Origin of the sequence: uncultured Fibrobacter sp. (assembly GCF_937877005.1) — a bacterium.
Classification (GTDB): Bacteria; Fibrobacterota; Fibrobacteria; order Fibrobacterales; family Fibrobacteraceae; genus Fibrobacter.
This window is the reverse complement of record NZ_CALEFV010000081.1, coordinates 1-18,942: the sequence shown is the minus strand read 5'-3', so window position 1 is coordinate 18,942 and position 18,942 is coordinate 1. Positions and strand designations below refer to the sequence as shown.

Below are 18,942 nucleotides of genomic sequence, written 5' to 3'. Positions count from 1 at the left end.
CGAGCATGGGCATTGCGCCCGGACGGAAGTAAGGCGGTTCGTTCCACCAGGTGTGGACGCCGGCAGAAGCCTTACGCTGAATACGCGGAATGAAGCTCTGGGAGGCGTCGAGGTTGCCTTCGCGCATGGCGATGGTGTTATGTTCATTGTTCTTGTAAATCGGGTGAACAATGTACTTCGGAGCCGGGAGCTGACCGTTATGGAGAGCTTCATTGCCCCAGTAGTCGTCACGACGCTTCAGGATAATCTTGGTTTCGTTGGCAGACTGAAGACCATAGGGACCGGAAACCACGGGGTTCTGATCCATCGGCATCTTCTTCACTTCGTCGAGCCCCTTTTCCTTGATCAAGGGTTCGAAGATGTGAGCCGGAGCAATACGCGTTGCCTGCAACATGTCGCGGACCGTCAGCGGGTTGTTGCGCTTGTCCTTGGCGACCATGAAAGAAAGACGTTCGGTAACCTGACCTTCCGGTCCATTCAGAGTATCGATATGGATTGCGGAAATCTGTTCGGTCGAGTTGATGGAACCGCGCAGGAACATGAACGTAATGTCCACGGAAGTCACCGGCTTGCCGTCACTCCACTTGGCAGCGGGGTTCAGGTCCACAACGATAGAGTCGTTATTGGAGAGGTCCTCGACCAACGTGCCCAGAAGGGGTTCAATCTGACCATTCAGGGAGTTGTAAGTGATGAGCGGTTCGTACATCAGGTTGAAGCGTCCACCCACCGGCCAGGAAGCGGCCCAGCTTTCAGCCAAGGGGTTGAAAGATCCAGGCGCAGAAGTCTGCTGGCCAGACAAGTAAAGGGTTTCCTGACGAGGCAGAGCACCGCCAGCCAGTCCATCTTCCGATGCGGCATCACCGCACCCCGAAAGAATGGCACCGGATGCCGAGAGCGCAAGCGCCGTCCTGGCAATCGATTTCAATCCAATCATTTGTGTCCTCTTTTATAAGCTATAGAAGCTTTTGTGATTAAAAATTCATTTCGTAATATAGATTTAAAAAAAATAATTGTTTGTGGCTTTTTTGAAAATAGTGTTTACAAAAGAACCTTAATAAGACCTTGACCGACACCGCACTACGGCAAGGTTTACGAAATTTTACAAACATTTGAAAAGCTAAATCTCGATAGACTCTTCATCGCTCCGCAAAAAGGTAACAAGCCTTTCCATGGTCCGAGCAAAATCGTTCCTTAGGGAACATTCCCAGACAGTCGCCACCCGATATCCCATCAGCGAAAGTTTCCAGGAAGTCTTCATGTCGCGAACAATGTTGTTCGTAAACTTGTCCTCCCAAAACCTCGCATTACTTCTCGGACTGCTCGAAAGCTTACAACCGTGACGATGCCAGAAGCATCCGTTCACGAAAACAGCCACACCATATTTCAGCACGAATAGATCCGGCGATCCGGGTAAATCGTGCCGGTGTAACCTGTAGCGAAACCCCTCATCAAAAAGAGCACGCCGCACGAGCAGCTCGGGCCGAGTATTCTCGGAATGGACCGCACGCATCATCTGCGAACGCGTCATCGGGACATGTTTCTTGCGTCCACATTTAGCCATGCAAAAAATATATAAATATTAAACCGCAAACTACTAAATTCTGGACAAACTAAAAAAAGAAGTCGTCCCAATCGGGACGGCTTCTCTTAGTAATTCTAATGGTTTAAGAAATTACTTTTTGCAGCACTTCTTGCAAGCCTTAGCAGGGGCCTTGCAAGCCTTGCGCGGGTCACCGGCGTACACGGCAGCCTTGCCGAGTTCTTCTTCGATGCGGAGGAGGCGGTTGTACTTGCAAACGCGGTCCGTACGGGAGAGAGAACCGGTCTTGATCTGGCCAGCGGCGGTACCGACGGCGAGGTCAGCAATGAAGGTGTCTTCGGTTTCGCCAGAGCGGTGAGAAACGATCGGAGCATAGCCTTCGTTCTGAGCGCGCTTGATAGCGGCGAGAGTTTCGGACACAGAACCCACCTGGTTCACCTTGATGAGGATGGCGTTAGCGATACCGGCCTTGATGCCTTCGTCGAAGATGGTCGGGTTGGTAACGAACAGGTCGTCACCCACGAGGTTGATCTTGCCGCCGAGCTTGTCGGTCATGACCTTCCAGCCAGCCCAGTCAGCTTCGTCGAGACCGTCTTCAATGGAGAAGATGGAGTACTTGTCGATGAGCTTTTCGTAGAGCTTCACCATGTCGGCAGACTTGACAGTCTTCTTGGTGCTCTTCTTGAAGGTGTAGGTTTCCGGCTTGCCAGCCTTGGTGTTCTTGTCGCAGAATTCAGAAGAAGCAACGTCAAGAGCGATCTTGATGTCAGTGCCGAACTTGTAACCGGCATTGGTGGTTGCAGCCTTCAAAGCGTCGAGAGCCTTTTCGAGGGTCATCACGCCAGTGATTTCGTAACCGAACTTGTTCTTGGCGGGCTTGATAGAAACGCCAGGAGCGAAGCCACCTTCGTCACCAACGGTGGTGTCGAAGCCGGCCTTCTTCAGCACAGCCTTGAGGGCGTGGAAGATTTCGGTGACCATCTGGAGGCCCTTGGAGAACGTCTTTGCGCCAACCGGAGCGATCATGAATTCCTGGAAGTCGATCGGAGCGGAGGAGTGAGCACCGCCGTTGATCACGTTGCACATCGGGCAGGGGAGCGTGAGCTTCTTGGTGCCATGGAGCTTGGCGATGTACTGGTAGAGAGGCATCTTGGCGTCGTTAGCAGCGGCGCAGCAAACAGCCATGGAAACGCCGAGGATAGCGTTTGCACCGAGCTTGTTCTTGAGCATGCGGTTGCCGTCGAGAGCGATCATGGCGTCGTCAACTTCGGTCTGCTTGGCCGGATCCATGCCGATGATCTTCTTCGCAATCTTGGTGTTCACATTCTTCACAGCAGTGAGCGTGCCCTTGCCGCAGTAGGTCTTCTTGTCGCCGTCGCGGAGTTCGCAAGCTTCGCGTTCGCCGGTAGAAGCGCCGCTCGGAACAGCAGCGTGACCCTTCACGCCGTTTTCGAGGGTAACATCAACTTCGAGAGAGGGATTGCCGCGAGAGTCAAGAATCTGGCGGGCAACAACGGATTTAATTTTAGAAGCCATTTTTTTGCCTTTTGGTTTAGTGTGAAAATTTTTGTGCCTTAAATATAAAAAAGTAGGACGAAGTCCGTTAGTGATTAGTGGTTAGAGGTTAGAAAAAAATGTGAAGATTTGGTGATTAGTGGTTATCAGAAAAAACCGTCATTTTTCCACCACATGCCCCGAAAGCTCGCGGAAATCGTCTTTTTTGTACAAAGTAACACCAGGAGAAATCAAGTGGAACACGGACTGTTCCGCAAGGGCATCGAGGCTGAACTCAAAGGAATCCAGGCGGTTGCGATAGCTGTCGTTGGAATTGTCGAAAGACACCATGTAAGGCGGGCGCTTGAGCTTGTCCTGCTCCACAAGCGACAAAATTTCCACCCCTACCCTATCGTTAGACACGACCCACGCATCTACAGGCGGAATCTCTTTCACCAGCTTAAGCAAAATACGGCTGAAAAGTTCGTGCGACCCTTTTTCCTGCATAAAATCGAAGTGGCTCGCATGCGAGGCATCGGTCGCTTCGATTACCTCGAGCCCCACCTTCTTGAGTCCTTTCAGGCGGTCCCTCGACCACATGCTCATGTGGTAAGGCGAAATAAAGGCGACACGTTCCATTCCCTTTTCTTTCAAGAAATGTCCCACCGCGCGCCCCGGGAAATCGCCAAAGGCCAAGTTGAAAAATGCGTAGCGCTTTTCTTTCTTTAGTGCTCGCGGAATGTCGTACAAGGGGTGTTCCCACCATACCGATATCGGAAACCGCGTACGGGCGAACACGGCAAAAAGCCTTTTGACATTGAACACGAGCATTGTCGACACGACCGCACCAAAGCAATCGCGACAGTCATCAAGTTCGACCCGCCGCCCGGCGGCATCTAAAAAAATTCCCTCTTTCTCATAGTACCCGAGCGCCTTGACTTTAAGTTTGTTGCGGCGCGCCTCGGCATACACCTTCTGCATGAACGTTAGTTCACGTTCGCCAAGGCAATTGAAATCCCCATTCGGGTTGCAGCGCATGATCAAGAGGATTTCCTTTAATTTGGACGATGCCGACCTTGTGTTCTTGAAGTAGTAACGCCCGCGGCCCTTGCGGTCAAGCACGCCCCTTTCACGCAGCATTTCAAGAGTTCGGCTCATGGAGCCCGACGTGGTCCCGTAAACCGAGCATAAATCCTTTATCGACGGCAGTGTACTATCCGCCGAAATCTTGCCTAGTTTCCAGTCTTCCAAAAGCAGGCGTTCCAGGCGTTCAGTCTCGTGCTCGCCTGCGTCTACCACGATTTCGGGCTTTTGGCCCCAAAAGTAACCATTACCATGCTCTCCGTAGATTTTCCCTTGTTCTACCAGGCGCTTGTACGCCTGGAAAATGGTAAAGGTCGAAGCTCCCAGTGACGCAGCCACCTTGCGCACTGACGGAAGCCTTGCGCCGTCCTTGAATCCGGACGATTCTATCCACTTGCAAAATTCATCGACAGTCATGGTGCCTCCGTCATAACACTTGATACACTTTAACGCAAATATAAACTATTCGAATCCATTTCACCAAAGTCCGAACATATCTTTAAGATGTAAAACAACATCAACGGCATTTATCGCCAATCGGGGTTTATATGAACAAGAAACTATTCCTCTCTATGTGCATCGCACCTGTCGCGGCCATGGCATTCCAAGTCGGCGCCTGGGTCGGTGGGCCCGGCCAGTACCCGCAACCTACACGGGAAAACGTGCAGGCGTTCCAGGATTTGCAGGGCACGCACCTCGACCTCATCAGCTACTTCGCGCTCTTCGACATCAACGACTGGGATGCGACCGAAGAGTACGCCAACGTCGCCAAGGACAACGGCTCCACGCTGGTAGTCACCTGGATGGCAAACGGCTACAACGCGCAGGACCTGGTCGATGGCAAGGCCGATACCTACATCCGCGACTATGCGAAAGGGGTCAAGAACTACGGCGAAGAAATCTGGCTCAGGCCCCTCCACGAAGCGAATGGCGACTGGTACGACTGGGGCGTGGGTAAAAAGGATGCCGGCAACACCGACGAGAACGTGGCCGAAGCCTTCCGCCACATCGTGAACATCTTCCGCGAAGAAAACGTCGAGAACGTAAAATGGGTGTGGACCACCAACGCATCGAACCAGGGGAGCGGAACTACGCTCACGGGCAACTACCCCGGCGACGATTACGTGGACTACATCTCTATCGACGGCTACAACTGGGGCAAGTGCCAGAGCTGGTCCAGATGGCAGACATTCTCACAGGTATTCAAGAAGGCCTACGATGCGCTAGCCCAAATTGACAAGCCGCTGTTCATCGCCGAGATCTCCAGTTCCGAACTGGGCGGAAACAAGGCCGAATGGATCACCGACATGTTCGAACATTTCGTTACAGACTTCTCCCGCGTATTCGCGGTAATGTGGTTCAGCCAAAGCAAGGAAGATAACGAAGGCGACTGGGCACTCAATACCTCGCAGGAGGCCGTTGATGCCTGGAAGGCTGGCATCGCAAAAATGAAGGCCGCAAATCCCGACAATGGCAACACAGGCATCAAGCCGACCGGGAGGGCCACAAACAGCTCCTTTCGCCTGCAAGACGGCAAGCTCTACATGCAAACCGACAAAGCGCTAAATGCTAGCGTCGTGCAGTTCGACTACCAGGGCCGCATTTTGTGGCAGAGCGCCGTACAGCACTTTACCCCGGGCGTACACGCCATCGAAGTTCCCGAGACAAGCACGCGGAGCATCTACAGGCTTTCAATTAAACAATAATCATCAATCCAACCCAAACAACCCTAGTCCCGAAAGGATTCCCTTTCGGGACCTTTTGTCTTAAAAAACAGAAAAGGCTCGCTTTTGAAGCGAGCCTTCCCTCTAGGATAATTCCGTGCTAATGCAAGAATTAGAAACGGAAATGGGCGAAAGCCTTGTTGGCTTCGGCCATCTTGTGCGTGTCGTTCTTCTTGCGGACAGCGTTGCCTTCGCCGTTCTTGGCAGCAACGAGTTCGGCAGCAAGGCGGTCAGCCATGTTGGCTTCGTTACGGCTACGGGCGGCATCGAGGAGCCAGCGAAGAGCGAGAGCCTTGGCGCGGTCCGGTGCAACTTCCATAGGAACCTGGTAGTTGGCACCACCGATACGGCGGGACTTCACTTCAAGACGCGGCTTGATGTTTTCGAGGCAGATTTCGAACTTTTCGAGCGGAGATTCCGGACCTTCGAGCTTCTGGCCGAGCATTTCGAGAGCAGTGTAGACGATCTGTTCAGCGATGGTCTTCTTGCCCTGCTTCAGCACGACACCGACGAGTTCGGTAACGAGAGTGGACTTGTAACGCGGATCCGGGAGGATGGAGCGATGGAGAGCCTTTCTTCTTCTAGACATATTCTACTTCCTTACTTCTTGGCCGGAGCGGCACCTTTCTTCTTAACACCGTACTTGGAGCGGCCGTTCTGGCGACCGTTCACAGCCTGAGTATCCAGGGTACCACGGATGATGTGGTAGCGAACACCCGGAACATCCTTCACACGACCACCGCGGATGAGCACGATGGAGTGTTCCTGGAGGTTGTGACCTTCACCCGGAATGTAGGCGGTCACTTCCATCTTGTTGGAAAGACGCACACGGGCGATCTTACGAAGAGCGGAGTTCGGCTTCTTCGGGGTGCTGGTGTACACGCGGGTGCAAACGCCGCGCTTCTGGGGGCAGGACTTCAAGGCCACGGAAGCGGTCTTGTTGCTGATCTGTTCGCGTCCGTTGCGGACGAGCTGTTGAATAGTTGGCACTGTTAATCTCCTAGATTTTGGAGTGCAAATATAGTTCTTTTTCCAAATTTTTCAAGTCTTGGGGTTAATTCTCCGAATCATCTTCGTCAGAAATACCGATTTCGTTGTCCAGCATCTGGATTCCGTTGTCATCGGATTCCGTGAATTCACCCTGAAGACCCATAGGCCGAGCCGCGGCATCCAGATCGGCATCAGCATCCACCACCTGGACGTTCCTCAGGTGGCGTGCGCCGGTACCGCACGGGATAAGACGACCCATAATCACGTTTTCCTTAAGACCCAGGAGCGGGTCCACGCTACCTTCGATGGAAGCGCGGGTAAGGATCTTGGTGGTTTCCTGGAACGAGCAGGCAGAGATGAAGCTGTCTGTCGCGAGGGAAGCCTTCGTGATACCAAGGAGCATCGGCGTGAAGGTCGCCGGAGTCTTGCCGAGAGCGATCAAACGGTCGTTCTCTGCGCGGAGACGGGCCTTGGAAATTTCTTCGCCCGGAAGCAGTTCGGAGTCTCCGGAATCCTTGATCTTCACCTTGCGCATCATCTGGCGGACGATACATTCGATGTGCTTATCTGCGATAGCCACACCCTGCAGGCGGTACACCGCCTGGATTTCGTTCACCAAGTGACGCTGGACCTCTTCGGGGCCAAGGACGTCGAGGATATCGTGGGGATCCACGCTGCCTTCGCTGATCTTCTGACCAGCACGGACACGGTCACCTTCGTTGACCGCCAGATGGACGCCGCGGGGAACCAGCACTTTCTCTTCCTGGTCATCCATCTTAATGTAAACAACCTGATTGTTGCGGACTTCTTCGACCTTTTCGACGAGACCGTCGATCGGGGCGATGAATGCCTTGTTCTTCGGAACGCGAGCTTCGAAGAGTTCTGCCACGCGCGGAAGACCGCCCGTAATATCGCGGGTCTTACCGGCAGCGCGCGGAAGCTTTGCAACAGTCTGACCGAGGCTCACCATTTCGCCAGCCTTAACGGTAAGGATAGCGCCGTCCGGAAGCATGTAGTTACCGATCTTCGTGTTAGAAGAATCAACGATGGTAACTGCCGGGTGGAGGTCCTTCTTGCCGTGCTGCTTGTCGCTAATCACGGTCCAGGTTTCCACGCCCGTCACTTCGTCAGTTTCGGAACGGTAGGTGCGGTTTTCAACCATATCCGTAAGAACAACCTTACCAGAAACATTACTGATAATCGGGCTGTTATACGGATCCCATTCGAACATCACCTGACCAGCCGTAACGGCAGCGCCGTTTTCGACATGGAGGATAGAGCCGTACGGAATCTGGTAACGACCCTTATTGATGCCGGTCTTGTCAAAGATAACGAGTTCAGCCATGCGGCTGGTAACGACCTTCTGGCCTTCGTGCTCGACGGTTTCAACCTGTTCGAGTTCGATGTGGCCGTCGACGGTTGCCTTCTTGTCGCTTTCGACAGTAAGACGAGAAGAAGCACCACCGATGTGGAAGGTACGGAGGGTAAGCTGCGTACCCGGTTCGCCGATGGACTGGGCTGCGAGCACGCCCACAGCTTCGCCGAGGTCGACCGGACGACCAGAAGCAAGCATACGGCCGTAGCACTTGGAGCAAACGCCGTTCTTGGAATTACAGGTAAGCACGGAACGCATCTTGATGTGTTCGAGACCCGTGGCGCTAATCTTCGGAAGATCGCGTTCGGTCACGAGTTCGCCCGCCTTCACGATGACTTCGCCCGTCACCGGGTGCTTGATGTCATCGACAGGGGCACGACCGAGGAGACGCTCTTCGAGAGCGATCACGGTATCATCGCCATCCTTGAATGCGGAAACTTCGATGCCTTCGGTAGTACCGCAGTCTTCTTCGGTAATCACGAGATCCTGGCCCACGTCCACGAGACGACGAGTCAAGTAACCAGCGTCAGCCGTCTTAAGAGCGGTATCTGCCAAACCCTTACGAGCACCGTGAGACGAGATGAAGTATTCCATCACGTTCAGACCTTCACGGAAGCAGGACTTAATCGGGTTTTCAATAACTTCCTGACCACCGAGCTGCTTGATCGGCTTCTGCATCAGACCACGCATACCGGAAAGCTGCTTAATCTGTTCGCGGCTACCACGAGCACCGGAGTCGGCCATCATGTAAACCGGGTTGAAGCCGTCGCGGTCGCTGGAGAGCAAGTCCCACTGCTTGGCAGCAACTTCGGAGGTCGTCTTGGACCACACGTCAATGGTCTGGTTATAACGTTCACCGTCGGTAATCACACCATCTTCGTAAAGACTGCGGATGCGGGAAACCTGTTCGGCAGCCTTGTCGAGCATTTCCTGCTTTTCCTTCGGAATCACCATTTCGGCGATAGCCACGGAAGATCCGGCGCGGGTAGCCCACTTGTAACCGTTGGCCTTCAGGTCATCCAGGTAATCCACGGTCACGCGGTTACCGGTGCGGCGGTACAGGTCGTCGATGGACTTCGCAATCACCTTCTTGCCGAAGGTTTCGTTGGCGTAGCCCAGTTCCTTGGGAACGAATTCGTTGAAGATGATACGACCGATGGTCGTCTTGATCACGTTGTCTTCCGTAAGGGTAAGGAACTTGATCTTTTCGCCAGCCTTGACGGAAACTTCCATGTTGCCGTTGTCGTCGGCAGATTCGCGGAGGCACACGGCGTCACGTTCGAGGGCGCCCATGTAAATCTTCTGACCGGCCTTGAGCTTCAGGTACACGTTGGCGTTCAGATCGACGACGCCGTTTTCGTAAGCGCGCACGGCTTCGGCAGAGTCGAAGAAGTGCATGCCTTCACCCTTGCGGGCCGGACGCGGCTTGGTCAAGTAGTACAGGCCGAGCACGATGTCCTGACCGGGCACGGCAATCGGCTGACCGGAAGCGGGGTGCAGAATGTTGTTCGACGACAGCATAAGCACGCGGCATTCCAGCTGGGTTTCAAAGGAGAGCGGAAGGTGGCAGGCCATCTGGTCACCGTCGAAGTCTGCGTTGAATGCAGTACAGACGAGCGGATGCAGGCGGATTGCGTTACCTTCGATCAGGCGCGGGTAGAAGGCCTGAATACCCAAGCGGTGAAGCGTCGGGGCACGGTTCAGCATGACCGGGTGGTCCTCGATGATCTCTTCGAGGATATCCCAGACTTCCGGACGTTCGGCGTCGACGTACTTCTTAGCGGACTTGAGCGTGTAAACGATGGACTGTTCTTCAAGACGATGGATGATGAACGGCTTGTACAGTTCAAGAGCCATGCGCTTGGGAAGACCGCACTGGTGCATCTTCAGTTCCGGGCCCACCACGATGACGGAACGGCCGGAGTAGTCCACGCGCTTACCGAGCAGGTTCATACGGAAACGACCCTGCTTGCCCTTGAGGAGTTCAGCGAGGCTCTTCATCGGGCGAGCGCCACCTGCACGGGCACTGCGGCGACCGCTGTCGAACAGCTGGTCCACGGCTTCCTGCAGCATGCGCTTTTCGTTGCACAAAATAACGTTAGGGGCACGGATGTCGATCAACTTCTTCAAGCGGTTGTTGCGGTTGATGACACGGCGATAGAGTTCGTTCAAGTCGGAAGTGGCAAAGCGGCCGCCTTCGAGCGGAACGAGAGGACGAAGATCAGGCGGAATCACCGGAAGCACGTCGAGAATCATCCAGGACGGCTGGTTCGCGAGCAGGCGGGCTTCGGTCGGATACTTCTTGAGGAATTCTTCGTAAGCATCGGCAACGACAAAGTTGTCGTGCTTGGATTCGTAGTCAGCCTTGAATTCGGCGACTGCTTCGGCAAGGCCGCGCAACCAGGGCTGCTGAGCATCCTGTTTCTGAGCCTTGGCCGGATTGACGTAGTACTCGCGGAAGCTGTCACGCTGGGACTTGAGGAAGGCATCCACGACCTTGAGGCGCTTGAGGGCGTCTTCCTGCTTGGTCTTGGACTTGGACATAGCCTGAGTGCGGAGTTCTGCAGAAAGGGCGGTGAGGTCCACGCGGTCAAGCAGTTGCTTGATAGCGGAGGCACCCATCTTGGCGTCGAACGTACGGCCTTCGTTGGTGAGGTCCTGGTACTGGGCTTCATCGATCAAGGCATTCGGTTCGAGGTCAGCGTCACCCGGATCGATCACAACATACTTTTCGTAATAGATAATGTTGTCGAGATCCTTGGTGGAAAGGTTCAACAGAGCGCCAATGACGCACGGCTGGTTACGGACGAACCAGGTGTGGGTCAGAGGAATGGCAAGTTCGATATGGCCCATGTACTTGCGGCGCACGTTGGAGTGAGTCACTTCAACGCCGCAACGGTCGCACACCACGCCCTTGTAGCGGATGCGCTTGAACTTACCGCAGTTGCATTCCCAGTTCTTGACCGGTCCGAAGATCTTTTCGCAGAAAAGACCATCCTTCTCGGGCTTGAAGGAGCGGTAGTTGATGGTTTCGGGCTTGGTCACTTCACCATGGGACCAGCTACGGATCATGTCCGGAGCAGCCAGGTGGATCGAAATATCGCCAGAATTGTCGCGTTCAATTTCTTCGACCATATTACTTATCTCCATTGGTCTGAATATTGAGACCCAAAGAACGAACTTCGCGGATCATAACGTTGAAGGATTCAGGAACACCCGGCTTCGGAGTGTTCTGACCGTGCACGATAGCGTCGTACACCTTGGAACGGCCCTGCACGTCGTCAGACTTGACGGTGAGGAGTTCCTGCAGCGTGTAAGCGGCGCCGTAAGCTTCCATGGCCCACACTTCCATTTCACCGAAGCGCTGGCCACCGAACTGGCTCTTACCGCCGAGAGGCTGCTGCGTCACAAGCGCGTAGCTACCGATAGAACGGGCGTGAATCTTGTCGTCCACCAAGTGACCGAGCTTGAGGTAGTACATGTAACCGATTGTGACCGGGTTCAAGAAGGCTTCACCGGTACGGCCGTCATAGAGCTTGGCCTTACCGATAATCTTGTTGTTTTCCGGATCCATTTCATAGTTCACGATCGGGTTCTTCTGGTAAGCCTTTTCGAGTTCCTTGCAGATATCCTCGAACTTGGCACCGTCGAACACGGGAGTCGTCACCTTGAAGCCGAGCGTCTTGGCAGCCCAGCCGAGGTGAACTTCAAGCACCTGACCGATGTTCATACGAGAAGGCACGCCCAGCGGGTTCAGAAGAATCTGCAGGGGACGTCCGTCTTCGGTAAACGGCATATCTTCGACAGGAACGATCTTCGAGACGACGCCCTTGTTACCGTGACGACCGGCCATCTTGTCACCGATCGAGAGGCAACGCTTCTTGGCGATATACACCTTGACGCTCTTGAGCACGCCGGGCTTCAGTTCGTCGCCCTTAGTGACCTTGTCGATTTCCTTTTCCATGGTGCGGGTCAGCGTATCCAGGTTGTCGCGGGCAACGAGCACGAGCGCGAGCACCTTGTCCTGGAGTTCTTCGTCGTCGACAACGAAGACGGATGCCGGAGAGACCTTAGTCACGTCGATGGTGGCGAGGTTCTGTTCGGTGTAAGTCTGACCTTCACGGATGAGAAGTTCATGAGTTTCGTTATCCATCACCTTGCCAGCAGCCTTGCCACCGAGAAGTTCGAACAAGTGTTCGGAACAGGCGGTCTTGATCTTGTCGATCTGCTTCTGGAAGTTTTCGCGGATTTCGTTGATGGTTTCCTGATCCTTCTCCTTGCTGTTCTTGTCGGCCTTGTCCTTCTTGCTGAAGATACGGGTTTCAAGCACCACGCCCTTCATTCCCGGAGGAGCCTTGAGCGAGGAGTCGCGGACATCGCCGGCCTTTTCGCCGAAGATGGCGCGGAGCAGGCGTTCTTCCGGAGAAAGTTCAGTTTCGCCCTTCGGCGTCACCTTGCCCACGAGGATATCGTCGGCGGAAACTTCCGCACCGACGCGGATCACGCCGTTTTCGTCGAGGTTGCGGAGAGCGTCTTCGCCAACGTTCGGAATTTCACGGGTGAGTTCTTCGGGGCCGCGCTTGGTATCGCGGACTTCCATTTCGTATTCTTCGATATGGATAGAAGTAAACGCATCCTTGATGGCGAGCTCTTCGGAAATGATGACGGCGTCTTCGTAGTTGTAACCGTTCCAGGGAAGGAAACCGATCAAAATGTTCTTACCAAGAGCGAGTTCACCGTGGTCGGTAGACACGCCGTCAGCGAGCACGTCGCCGGCCTTGACGAAGTCGCCCACGTCCACGATAGGCTTCTGGTTGATGCAGGAATCCTGGTTGGAACGTTCGAACTTACGCAGAACGTATTCGTCAATCGGATCCTTGCCAAGGAATTCAAAATCTTCGCCGAGGCCGGTAAGCGGCACGAAGTTGCCGTCCACCATGTTGCCACGCTGCACAGTGATGTTGCGGGCGTCGACGAAGGTCACCTTACCGTCGTGCTTGGCGCGGACGACCGTACCCGAGTCGAGAGCGGCGCGGCGTTCGAGACCCGTACCCACGATCGGAGCTTCGGCGCGGAGCAGAGGCACCGCCTGGCGCTGCATGTTGGAACCCATCAATGCACGGTTAGCGTCATCGTGTTCGAGGAACGGGATAAGACCAGCGGCCACAGACACGATCTGCATCGGGGCCACGTCCATGAGGTCGATGCGTTCGGTTTCGGTGTCATCGAGAGCGAAGCTGTCCTGGCGCATGAGGTGCGGGTATTCGCTCTTGTCGCGGACGATCACGTAGCCGTCCATGTCACCCTTGAAGCGGTTGTCTTCGGTGAGTTCGGTAGAGGCAGGAGCAACCCTGAATGCGTCTTCTTCGTCGGCGGTGAGGAAGGTGATGTAGTCGGAAACGATCTGTTCGACCACAGTGCCCACCTGTTCATAATCGGCCTTGCCACTGAAGTTTTCGACAGTGAAACCGTTACGAGAATAAGTTACGTTGCCTTCGGCGTCCTTGAACGCAAACACCTTGTTCACGAAGCCTTCGAACAGTTCGCGCTGCTTCGCATCGAGGTTCATGCGGACGAAGTCGATCTGCTTCTTGGAAAGTTCAAGTTCCAGGAAAAGGTGCGGATCGTGCACGAAAGCCTTGAAGATACCGAAATGCCACTTGCTTTCGGGAACCTTCACGATATTGCCCTTGGCATCCTTGAAATCGATGAGGCCAACGATACGGTACGGAGTCTCGATGAAGCCGAAGTGGTTCACCACGGCGAAGGAGGCGAGGGAGTTGATAAGACCGATGTTCGGGCCTTCCGGAGTCTCGATCGGGCAGAGGCGGCCATAGTGCGTGTAGTGAACGTCACGGACCTCGAAGCCTGCGCGTTCGCGGGAAAGACCACCGGGACCGAGAGCGGAGAGACGACGCTTGTGAGTCAGTTCAGAAAGCGGGTTCATCTGGTCCATGAACTGGGACAGCTGGCTGGAACCGAAGAACGCCTGAACCACGGAGCTCACCATACGGGTGTTCACGAGTTCGCGCGGAGTCGTCTGTTCATCTTCGCCGTGCAGCGTCAAGTTTTCGCGGATGACGCGGGACATACGGGAAAGGCCAACGGAAATCTGGTTTGCGAGAAGTTCGCCGACGGAACGGGTACGACGGTTGCCCAAATGGTCGATATCGTCGAGGCTGTAGCCTTCGGTATCGCTGTAGAGGCCGACCATGTATTCGATGATGGCGAGGAAGTCCGCCTTGCTCATCGTCATGTCGGTGAGGGACGGGACCTTGAACTCCGGACCGAGGCTGCTCAGGACTTCAAGAATTTCCTTCTTGTAAATCTTGGCGTTCAGACGGTAACGGCCCACTTCGCCGAGATCGTACTTGTGCGGATCGGAAATGAACTGGCTGTCGAAATAGAGTTCGGCAGTGCGCATGTCCGGAGCTTCGTCCTGCTGCTGGTGAGTCACGGAGTAGATAGCCTTGAGGGCATCTTCGCGGGACCTGGACTTGTCAGCGGCAAGAGTGTAGTGAATGAGCAGATTGTCCTCTTCCTTGGAAAGGAGGACGATATTGTCGACATTGTTTTCACGGAGGCGTTCGAGCTTCTTGTCGTCGATGACGGTGTTAGCCTCGAGAATCACTTCGCCCGTGCTGGAGTCGATGATGTCTTCAAAAATGATGCGGTCGATCAGGACGCAGACGCCGTTTTCGTCGTACTGTTCGGACAGTTCGGCAACCGAGACTTCCTCGGTCTTCTTGTAGAACAGCTTGAGGATGTCCTGAGTCGTTTCGAAGCCGATGCAGCGGAGCATAGTCGTCGCGGCGAGCTTCTTCTTGCGGTCGATGATGAGGTAAAGGGTGTCGCCTTCGGTATTGAATTCCACCCAGGCGCCGCGGTGCGGAATAATGCGGCTCTTGTAGTCAGAGCGGCCGTTGGGCTGGAGTTCTTCGTCAAAGCTGATACCGTAAGAACGATGCAACTGGGAAACGACAACGCGTTCAGCGCCATTGACGATGAACGTTCCGTTTTCAGTCATGATCGGGAGTTCGCAAATAAGGACGTCGTTCTTGACTTCTTCCTTAAGCTTGCGGTCTTCGCCATCTTCCTCGAAAATCTGAAGGGAAAGGGTGGCGTAAAGCTCCATGGAATACGTGAGTCCACGCTCACGGCATTCAGGGATGCTGTATTTCGGGATTCCGAAATAGTAACCTTCGTAATTCAGGGAGTAGAGACCCTTGACGTCAGTAATGGGGAAAATATCCTGGAACACGCGTTCCAGCCCAACCTTAAGACGTTTCTCTTGCGGGATATCCTTCTGAAGGAATTGCTCGTACGAAGCCTTCTGGACTTCGATCAGGTACGGGAGTTCCAGCTGGAACTTGTTGGAGGAATAGCTTTTTCGCTCCGTCGTCATTTGAAATACCTCATCCGGTGAAGAGCTTTTTTATCTAAAAAATAGCAAAAAACTTAATACACCAAAAGCCCGCACTCGCGTGCAGGCGATTGGCATATAATAGTCAATGAAGTGAAAGCATTACTTCAGAGCGACCTTTGCTCCGAGATCTTCCAGGTCCTTCTTGAGCTTTTCAGCGTCAGCCTTCGGCATTGCTTCCTTAACCACGCTGTTGGCCTTTTCGACCAGGTCCTTGGCTTCCTTGAGGCCGAGACCGGTGATGGCACGGACGGCCTTGAGGACGTCCATCTTCTTAGCGCCGCATTCGACGAGGATCACGTCGAATTCAGTCTTTTCTTCAGCAGGGGCAGCAGCAGCGGCGGCCATAACTACGGCGCCACCGGCAGCAGCTTCGATGCCGTGGGTTTCTTTAAGGTAGTCAGCCAAAGCCTTGGCTTCGAGAAGGGTAAGACCAACGATTTGATCGCCCAGTGCCTTGATATCAGTTGCCATGATGTGTTTCTCCGATTATTCCGTTTAAATTTTTTGGTTTGTGGTTTGTTGTTAAGCTTCCGCAGCGGCTTCGGGAGCAGCTTCGGAGCCCGATTCTTTTTCCAGCTTTTCCTGGAGTGTCTTGATTTGACCGGCGATCGTGGAGCCAGGTCCGAGAGCGATGGAGACGATCTGAGCGATCATGCCCTTACGATCCGGGATCTTGGAGAGGTTCACGACTTCGGAGCCAGGCATCGCCTTGCCATCAAGGTACACGCTCTTGGCAACCAAGAAATCGGGGTTTGCTTTGTGGAATGCTTCAATTTCGCGAGCAGGCAGAAGCGGATCTTCTTCGAAGCCGACCATCACAGAAGTTGCACCGGTCAGCAAATCGTCGAGACCTTCGACCTTAAGAGCAGCGAGCACGCGCTTGAGAAGAGTGTTCTTCACAGCGTGGTACTTCACACCCTTAGAGGCGAGTGCCTTGCGAAGGGCATTGTCCTTTTCTACGGTCATGCCTTGATAATTGAGCAGATAGACGGCGGTAGCGCCATTGAAGGACTCGACGAGCGAATCCACGGTCTGTTGTTTTTTAACTACAGCTTTCATGGTATCTCCTAGCGCGTCAGTGCCATATCAAGTTTGATGCCCGGAGCCATCGTTGCGGACAACGTAAGGCTCTTAATATAGGTGCCCTTAGAAGATTGAGGCTTGTTCTTCACGACGGAGTCGATCACAGCCTTAGCGTTTTCAGCGAGCTGAGCGACATCGAAGGAGAGCTTGCCTACGGGGGCATGGACGTTGGCGCCCTTGTCAACGCGGTACTGAATCTTACCAGCCTTGAGTTCCTTGACTGTCTGAGCGACGTTAACCGTCACCGTGCCAGCCTTCGGAGAAGGCATCAAACCGCGAGGACCGAGGACCTTAGCGACCTTACTAATCACCGGCATCATGTCGGGAGTAGCAACGACGGAATCAAAGTCCAGCCAGCCTTCCTGAATCTTCTGAACCAAGTCAGCACCACCAGCGTAGTCTGCGCCTGCGTTCTTTGCAACTTCAAGGTTATTGTCCTTGCAGAAAACCAAGACGCGGACCTTACGACCGGTACCATGCGGCAGCACAACAGTGCCACGAACCACTTGGTCGGAATGTTTTGGGTCCACACCGAGATTGAAGTGGATTTCGACCGTCTGGTCGAACTTCAATTCGGACTTTTTAAGGATTTCGATTGCTTCAGCAAGATCGTAAGCCTTGTTACGGTCGATGCTTTCGGCAACCTTTTTGTATTTTTTTCCTCTGAACATGGTGTTTCCTGTCAGATACGTAACGGTGAATTACCTGCCTCAGTCAACCACTTCAACACCCATGGAGCGAGCGGTGCCCGCGACCATGCGCATAGCGGCTTCGAGGTCGATTGTGTTTAGATCCGGCATCTTCTTTTGGGCGATATCCTGGATCTGGGCCTTGGTGATCTTACCAACTTTCTTACGGTTGGGTTCGCCAGAGCCGCTTTCAATGCCGACGGCCTTCTTGATGAGGGCCGGAACCGGCGATACCTTCGTGATGAAGGTAAAGCTCTTGTCAGCGTAGACCGTGATGACGACCGGGATAATCATGCCCTTGTCGTTCTGGGTCTTAGCGTTAAACTGCTTGCAGAATTCCATGATGTTCACACCCTTCTGACCAAGGGCGGGACCTACCGGGGGAGCCGGATTAGCGGCGCCGGCGGGAATCTGGAGCTTAATATAACCTGTGATTTTCTTTGCCACTGTGTTATCTCCGTTGCAAAAACCGTACTCTATTAAGCGTCGGCGGACTCAACCTGGTTGTAGGAGAGTTCGACAGGCGTAGAACGACCGAAGACCGTAACCATGACCTTGATCTTGGTCTTGTCTTCCATGATTTCGTCTACGACGCCCACAAAGTCCTTGAAGGGACCTTCCTTGATGCGGACATTTTCGCCAATGGTATACGGATTTTGGATCTCGCCTTCCATAGAATTATCAGGATCAACTCCAAGAAGACGATCGACCTCGCTCTGTGTAAGAGGAACGGCCACCCGTTTGGTGGGGGTCATTCCCAAGAAATGGGTGACGCCATTAATGTTCATCACCAAATGCTGGGTGAGCTCGTCCAGCACCATTTCTATGAAAACGTAAGTAGGCATCGCGTTCTGCACGGATACATGACGACGACCGCGAACGGTGGAAACCACCTCGCGGGTCGGTACGATAATCCTGCCGAACTTTTCCTGAACGCCTTCGCGTTCAATCATCAGCTCGATGCGTTTCTTAATGTTGTTTTCTTGACCGGAAAAGGTGTGAATTGCATACCAAAGCATAACAGTCTAACCTCTTCCCATGATTTTGTCAACAATCCAAGAGAGACCAACGTCAAGTCCTGCAATATAGAGACCCATAATGACGCTGAAAAGCATCACTACGAGAGTCGATCCCTTGAGTTCTTCCCAAGTAGGCCAAGTAACTTTCTTAAGTTCTTCGATGGATTCCCTGACGTATTGCTGGATCTTGCGCATAATGACTCCAGGAAGTGAGCAGGTCGGGAGGGACTCGAACCCCCAACCAACGGTTTTGGAGACCGTGACTCTACCAATTGAGCTACCGACCTATTCGGACTTCCTTACTTGGTTTCCTTGTGAACAGTATGCTTGCGGCAGAACGGGCAGTACTTCTTGTACTCCACGCGGGAGGGGTGAAGACGCTTGTTCTTGTCGCAGTCATAGTTGCGCTGATTGCATTCGGTGCATTCGAGCGTGATGAGTTCTCTAGGCATTTTACTATCCGATTACTTGATGATTTCGGTTACGGAGCCAGCGCCAACGGTACGGCCACCTTCGCGG

At 53.8% G+C, this 18,942-nt stretch carries 16 protein-coding genes and 1 tRNA gene; 1 reads left to right on the top strand and 16 read right to left on the bottom strand.

What is annotated here, in order from left to right; all coding sequences use genetic code 11:
* The 4 genes from Q0628_RS04470 to Q0628_RS04455 all read right to left on the bottom strand — a co-directional run.
* A partial coding sequence (locus Q0628_RS04470; RefSeq protein ID WP_298768549.1) for an ABC transporter substrate-binding protein occupies positions 1-934 on the bottom strand: 934 nt, incomplete at its 3' end.
* A gap of 183 nt (positions 935-1,117) precedes the next feature.
* Complete coding sequence (locus tag Q0628_RS04465; RefSeq protein ID WP_298768547.1) at positions 1,118-1,561, bottom strand: very short patch repair endonuclease; 444 nt, start codon at positions 1,559-1,561, stop codon at positions 1,118-1,120.
* A gap of 111 nt (positions 1,562-1,672) precedes the next feature.
* Positions 1,673-3,076 carry a phosphopyruvate hydratase gene (gene eno, locus Q0628_RS04460; RefSeq protein ID WP_298768545.1) on the bottom strand — a complete coding sequence of 468 codons (1,404 nt, stop codon included), beginning with the start codon at positions 3,074-3,076 and terminating at the stop codon, positions 1,673-1,675.
* 138 nt (positions 3,077-3,214) lie between these two features.
* The gene (locus Q0628_RS04455) at positions 3,215-4,534 is read right to left on the bottom strand and encodes a GntR family transcriptional regulator (protein ID WP_298768543.1); all 1,320 of its coding nucleotides are present in this window, start codon (positions 4,532-4,534) and stop codon (positions 3,215-3,217) included.
* A gap of 131 nt (positions 4,535-4,665) precedes the next feature.
* On the opposite strand from Q0628_RS04455, the gene Q0628_RS04450 reads away from it, so the two are divergent.
* A complete protein-coding gene (locus tag Q0628_RS04450) occupies positions 4,666-5,823 on the top strand; it encodes a glycoside hydrolase family 26 protein (protein ID WP_298768541.1) in 1,158 nt (385 codons plus the stop codon).
* Positions 5,824-5,953: 130 nt separating this feature from the next.
* Here the strand turns inward: Q0628_RS04450 and rpsG are convergent, their stop codons facing one another.
* The 12 genes from rpsG to rpmG form a co-directional block, all read right to left on the bottom strand.
* Positions 5,954-6,430, bottom strand: coding sequence for a 30S ribosomal protein S7 (rpsG, locus tag Q0628_RS04445; RefSeq protein ID WP_298768539.1), 477 nt, complete (start codon positions 6,428-6,430; stop codon positions 5,954-5,956).
* 11 nt (positions 6,431-6,441) lie between these two features.
* On the bottom strand, positions 6,442-6,831 hold the full coding sequence (gene rpsL, locus Q0628_RS04440; RefSeq protein WP_072980597.1) for a 30S ribosomal protein S12: 390 nt from the start codon (positions 6,829-6,831) through the stop codon (positions 6,442-6,444).
* Positions 6,832-6,895: 64 nt separating this feature from the next.
* Complete coding sequence (gene rpoC / locus Q0628_RS04435) at positions 6,896-11,341, bottom strand: DNA-directed RNA polymerase subunit beta' (RefSeq protein WP_298768537.1); 4,446 nt, start codon at positions 11,339-11,341, stop codon at positions 6,896-6,898.
* Position 11,342: 1 nt separating this feature from the next.
* On the bottom strand, positions 11,343-15,611 hold the full coding sequence (gene rpoB / locus Q0628_RS04430) for a DNA-directed RNA polymerase subunit beta (protein WP_298768536.1): 4,269 nt from the start codon (positions 15,609-15,611) through the stop codon (positions 11,343-11,345).
* A gap of 120 nt (positions 15,612-15,731) precedes the next feature.
* Positions 15,732-16,103, bottom strand: a complete 372-nt coding sequence (gene rplL, locus Q0628_RS04425; protein WP_072980602.1) for a 50S ribosomal protein L7/L12 — start codon at positions 16,101-16,103, stop codon at positions 15,732-15,734.
* Positions 16,104-16,154: 51 nt separating this feature from the next.
* On the bottom strand, positions 16,155-16,691 hold the full coding sequence (rplJ, locus tag Q0628_RS04420) for a 50S ribosomal protein L10 (protein WP_072801177.1): 537 nt from the start codon (positions 16,689-16,691) through the stop codon (positions 16,155-16,157).
* Positions 16,692-16,699: 8 nt separating this feature from the next.
* Complete coding sequence (gene rplA / locus Q0628_RS04415) at positions 16,700-17,386, bottom strand: 50S ribosomal protein L1 (RefSeq protein WP_298768532.1); 687 nt, start codon at positions 17,384-17,386, stop codon at positions 16,700-16,702.
* A 39-nt stretch (positions 17,387-17,425) separates the two neighbouring features.
* Positions 17,426-17,851, bottom strand: coding sequence for a 50S ribosomal protein L11 (gene rplK, locus Q0628_RS04410; RefSeq protein WP_298768528.1), 426 nt, complete (start codon positions 17,849-17,851; stop codon positions 17,426-17,428).
* 32 nt (positions 17,852-17,883) lie between these two features.
* On the bottom strand, positions 17,884-18,423 hold the full coding sequence (gene nusG, locus Q0628_RS04405) for a transcription termination/antitermination protein NusG (RefSeq protein WP_298768526.1): 540 nt from the start codon (positions 18,421-18,423) through the stop codon (positions 17,884-17,886).
* Between the two features lie 6 nt (positions 18,424-18,429).
* Positions 18,430-18,618, bottom strand: coding sequence for a preprotein translocase subunit SecE (gene secE / locus Q0628_RS04400; RefSeq protein WP_298768523.1), 189 nt, complete (start codon positions 18,616-18,618; stop codon positions 18,430-18,432).
* Positions 18,619-18,637: 19 nt separating this feature from the next.
* Positions 18,638-18,710 (bottom strand) — tRNA-Trp (locus tag Q0628_RS04395).
* A 12-nt stretch (positions 18,711-18,722) separates the two neighbouring features.
* Positions 18,723-18,875 (bottom strand): 50S ribosomal protein L33, encoded by a 153-nt coding sequence (rpmG, locus tag Q0628_RS04390; RefSeq protein ID WP_072801172.1) that lies wholly within the window; start codon positions 18,873-18,875, stop codon positions 18,723-18,725.
* Positions 18,876-18,942 lie beyond the last annotated feature (67 nt).

Bases quoted from the DNA above. Each gene is read 5' to 3' on its own strand.
- Q0628_RS04465 (WP_298768547.1), bottom strand. From the start codon at position 1,561: ATGGCTAAATGTGGACGCAAGAAACATGTCCCGATGACGCGTTCGCAG.
- eno (WP_298768545.1), bottom strand. From the start codon at position 3,076: ATGGCTTCTAAAATTAAATCCGTTGTTGCCCGCCAGATTCTTGACTCT.
- Q0628_RS04455 (WP_298768543.1), bottom strand. From the start codon at position 4,534: ATGACTGTCGATGAATTTTGCAAGTGGATAGAATCGTCCGGATTCAAG.
- Q0628_RS04450 (WP_298768541.1), top strand. From the start codon at position 4,666: ATGAACAAGAAACTATTCCTCTCTATGTGCATCGCACCTGTCGCGGCC.
- rpsG (WP_298768539.1), bottom strand. From the start codon at position 6,430: ATGTCTAGAAGAAGAAAGGCTCTCCATCGCTCCATCCTCCCGGATCCG.
- rpoC (WP_298768537.1), bottom strand. From the start codon at position 11,341: ATGGTCGAAGAAATTGAACGCGACAATTCTGGCGATATTTCGATCCAC.
- rpoB (WP_298768536.1), bottom strand. From the start codon at position 15,611: ATGACGACGGAGCGAAAAAGCTATTCCTCCAACAAGTTCCAGCTGGAA.
- rplL (WP_072980602.1), bottom strand. From the start codon at position 16,103: ATGGCAACTGATATCAAGGCACTGGGCGATCAAATCGTTGGTCTTACC.
- rplJ (WP_072801177.1), bottom strand. From the start codon at position 16,691: ATGAAAGCTGTAGTTAAAAAACAACAGACCGTGGATTCGCTCGTCGAG.
- rplA (WP_298768532.1), bottom strand. From the start codon at position 17,386: ATGTTCAGAGGAAAAAAATACAAAAAGGTTGCCGAAAGCATCGACCGT.
- nusG (WP_298768526.1), bottom strand. From the start codon at position 18,423: ATGCTTTGGTATGCAATTCACACCTTTTCCGGTCAAGAAAACAACATT.
- secE (WP_298768523.1), bottom strand. From the start codon at position 18,618: ATGCGCAAGATCCAGCAATACGTCAGGGAATCCATCGAAGAACTTAAG.
- rpmG (WP_072801172.1), bottom strand. From the start codon at position 18,875: ATGCCTAGAGAACTCATCACGCTCGAATGCACCGAATGCAATCAGCGC.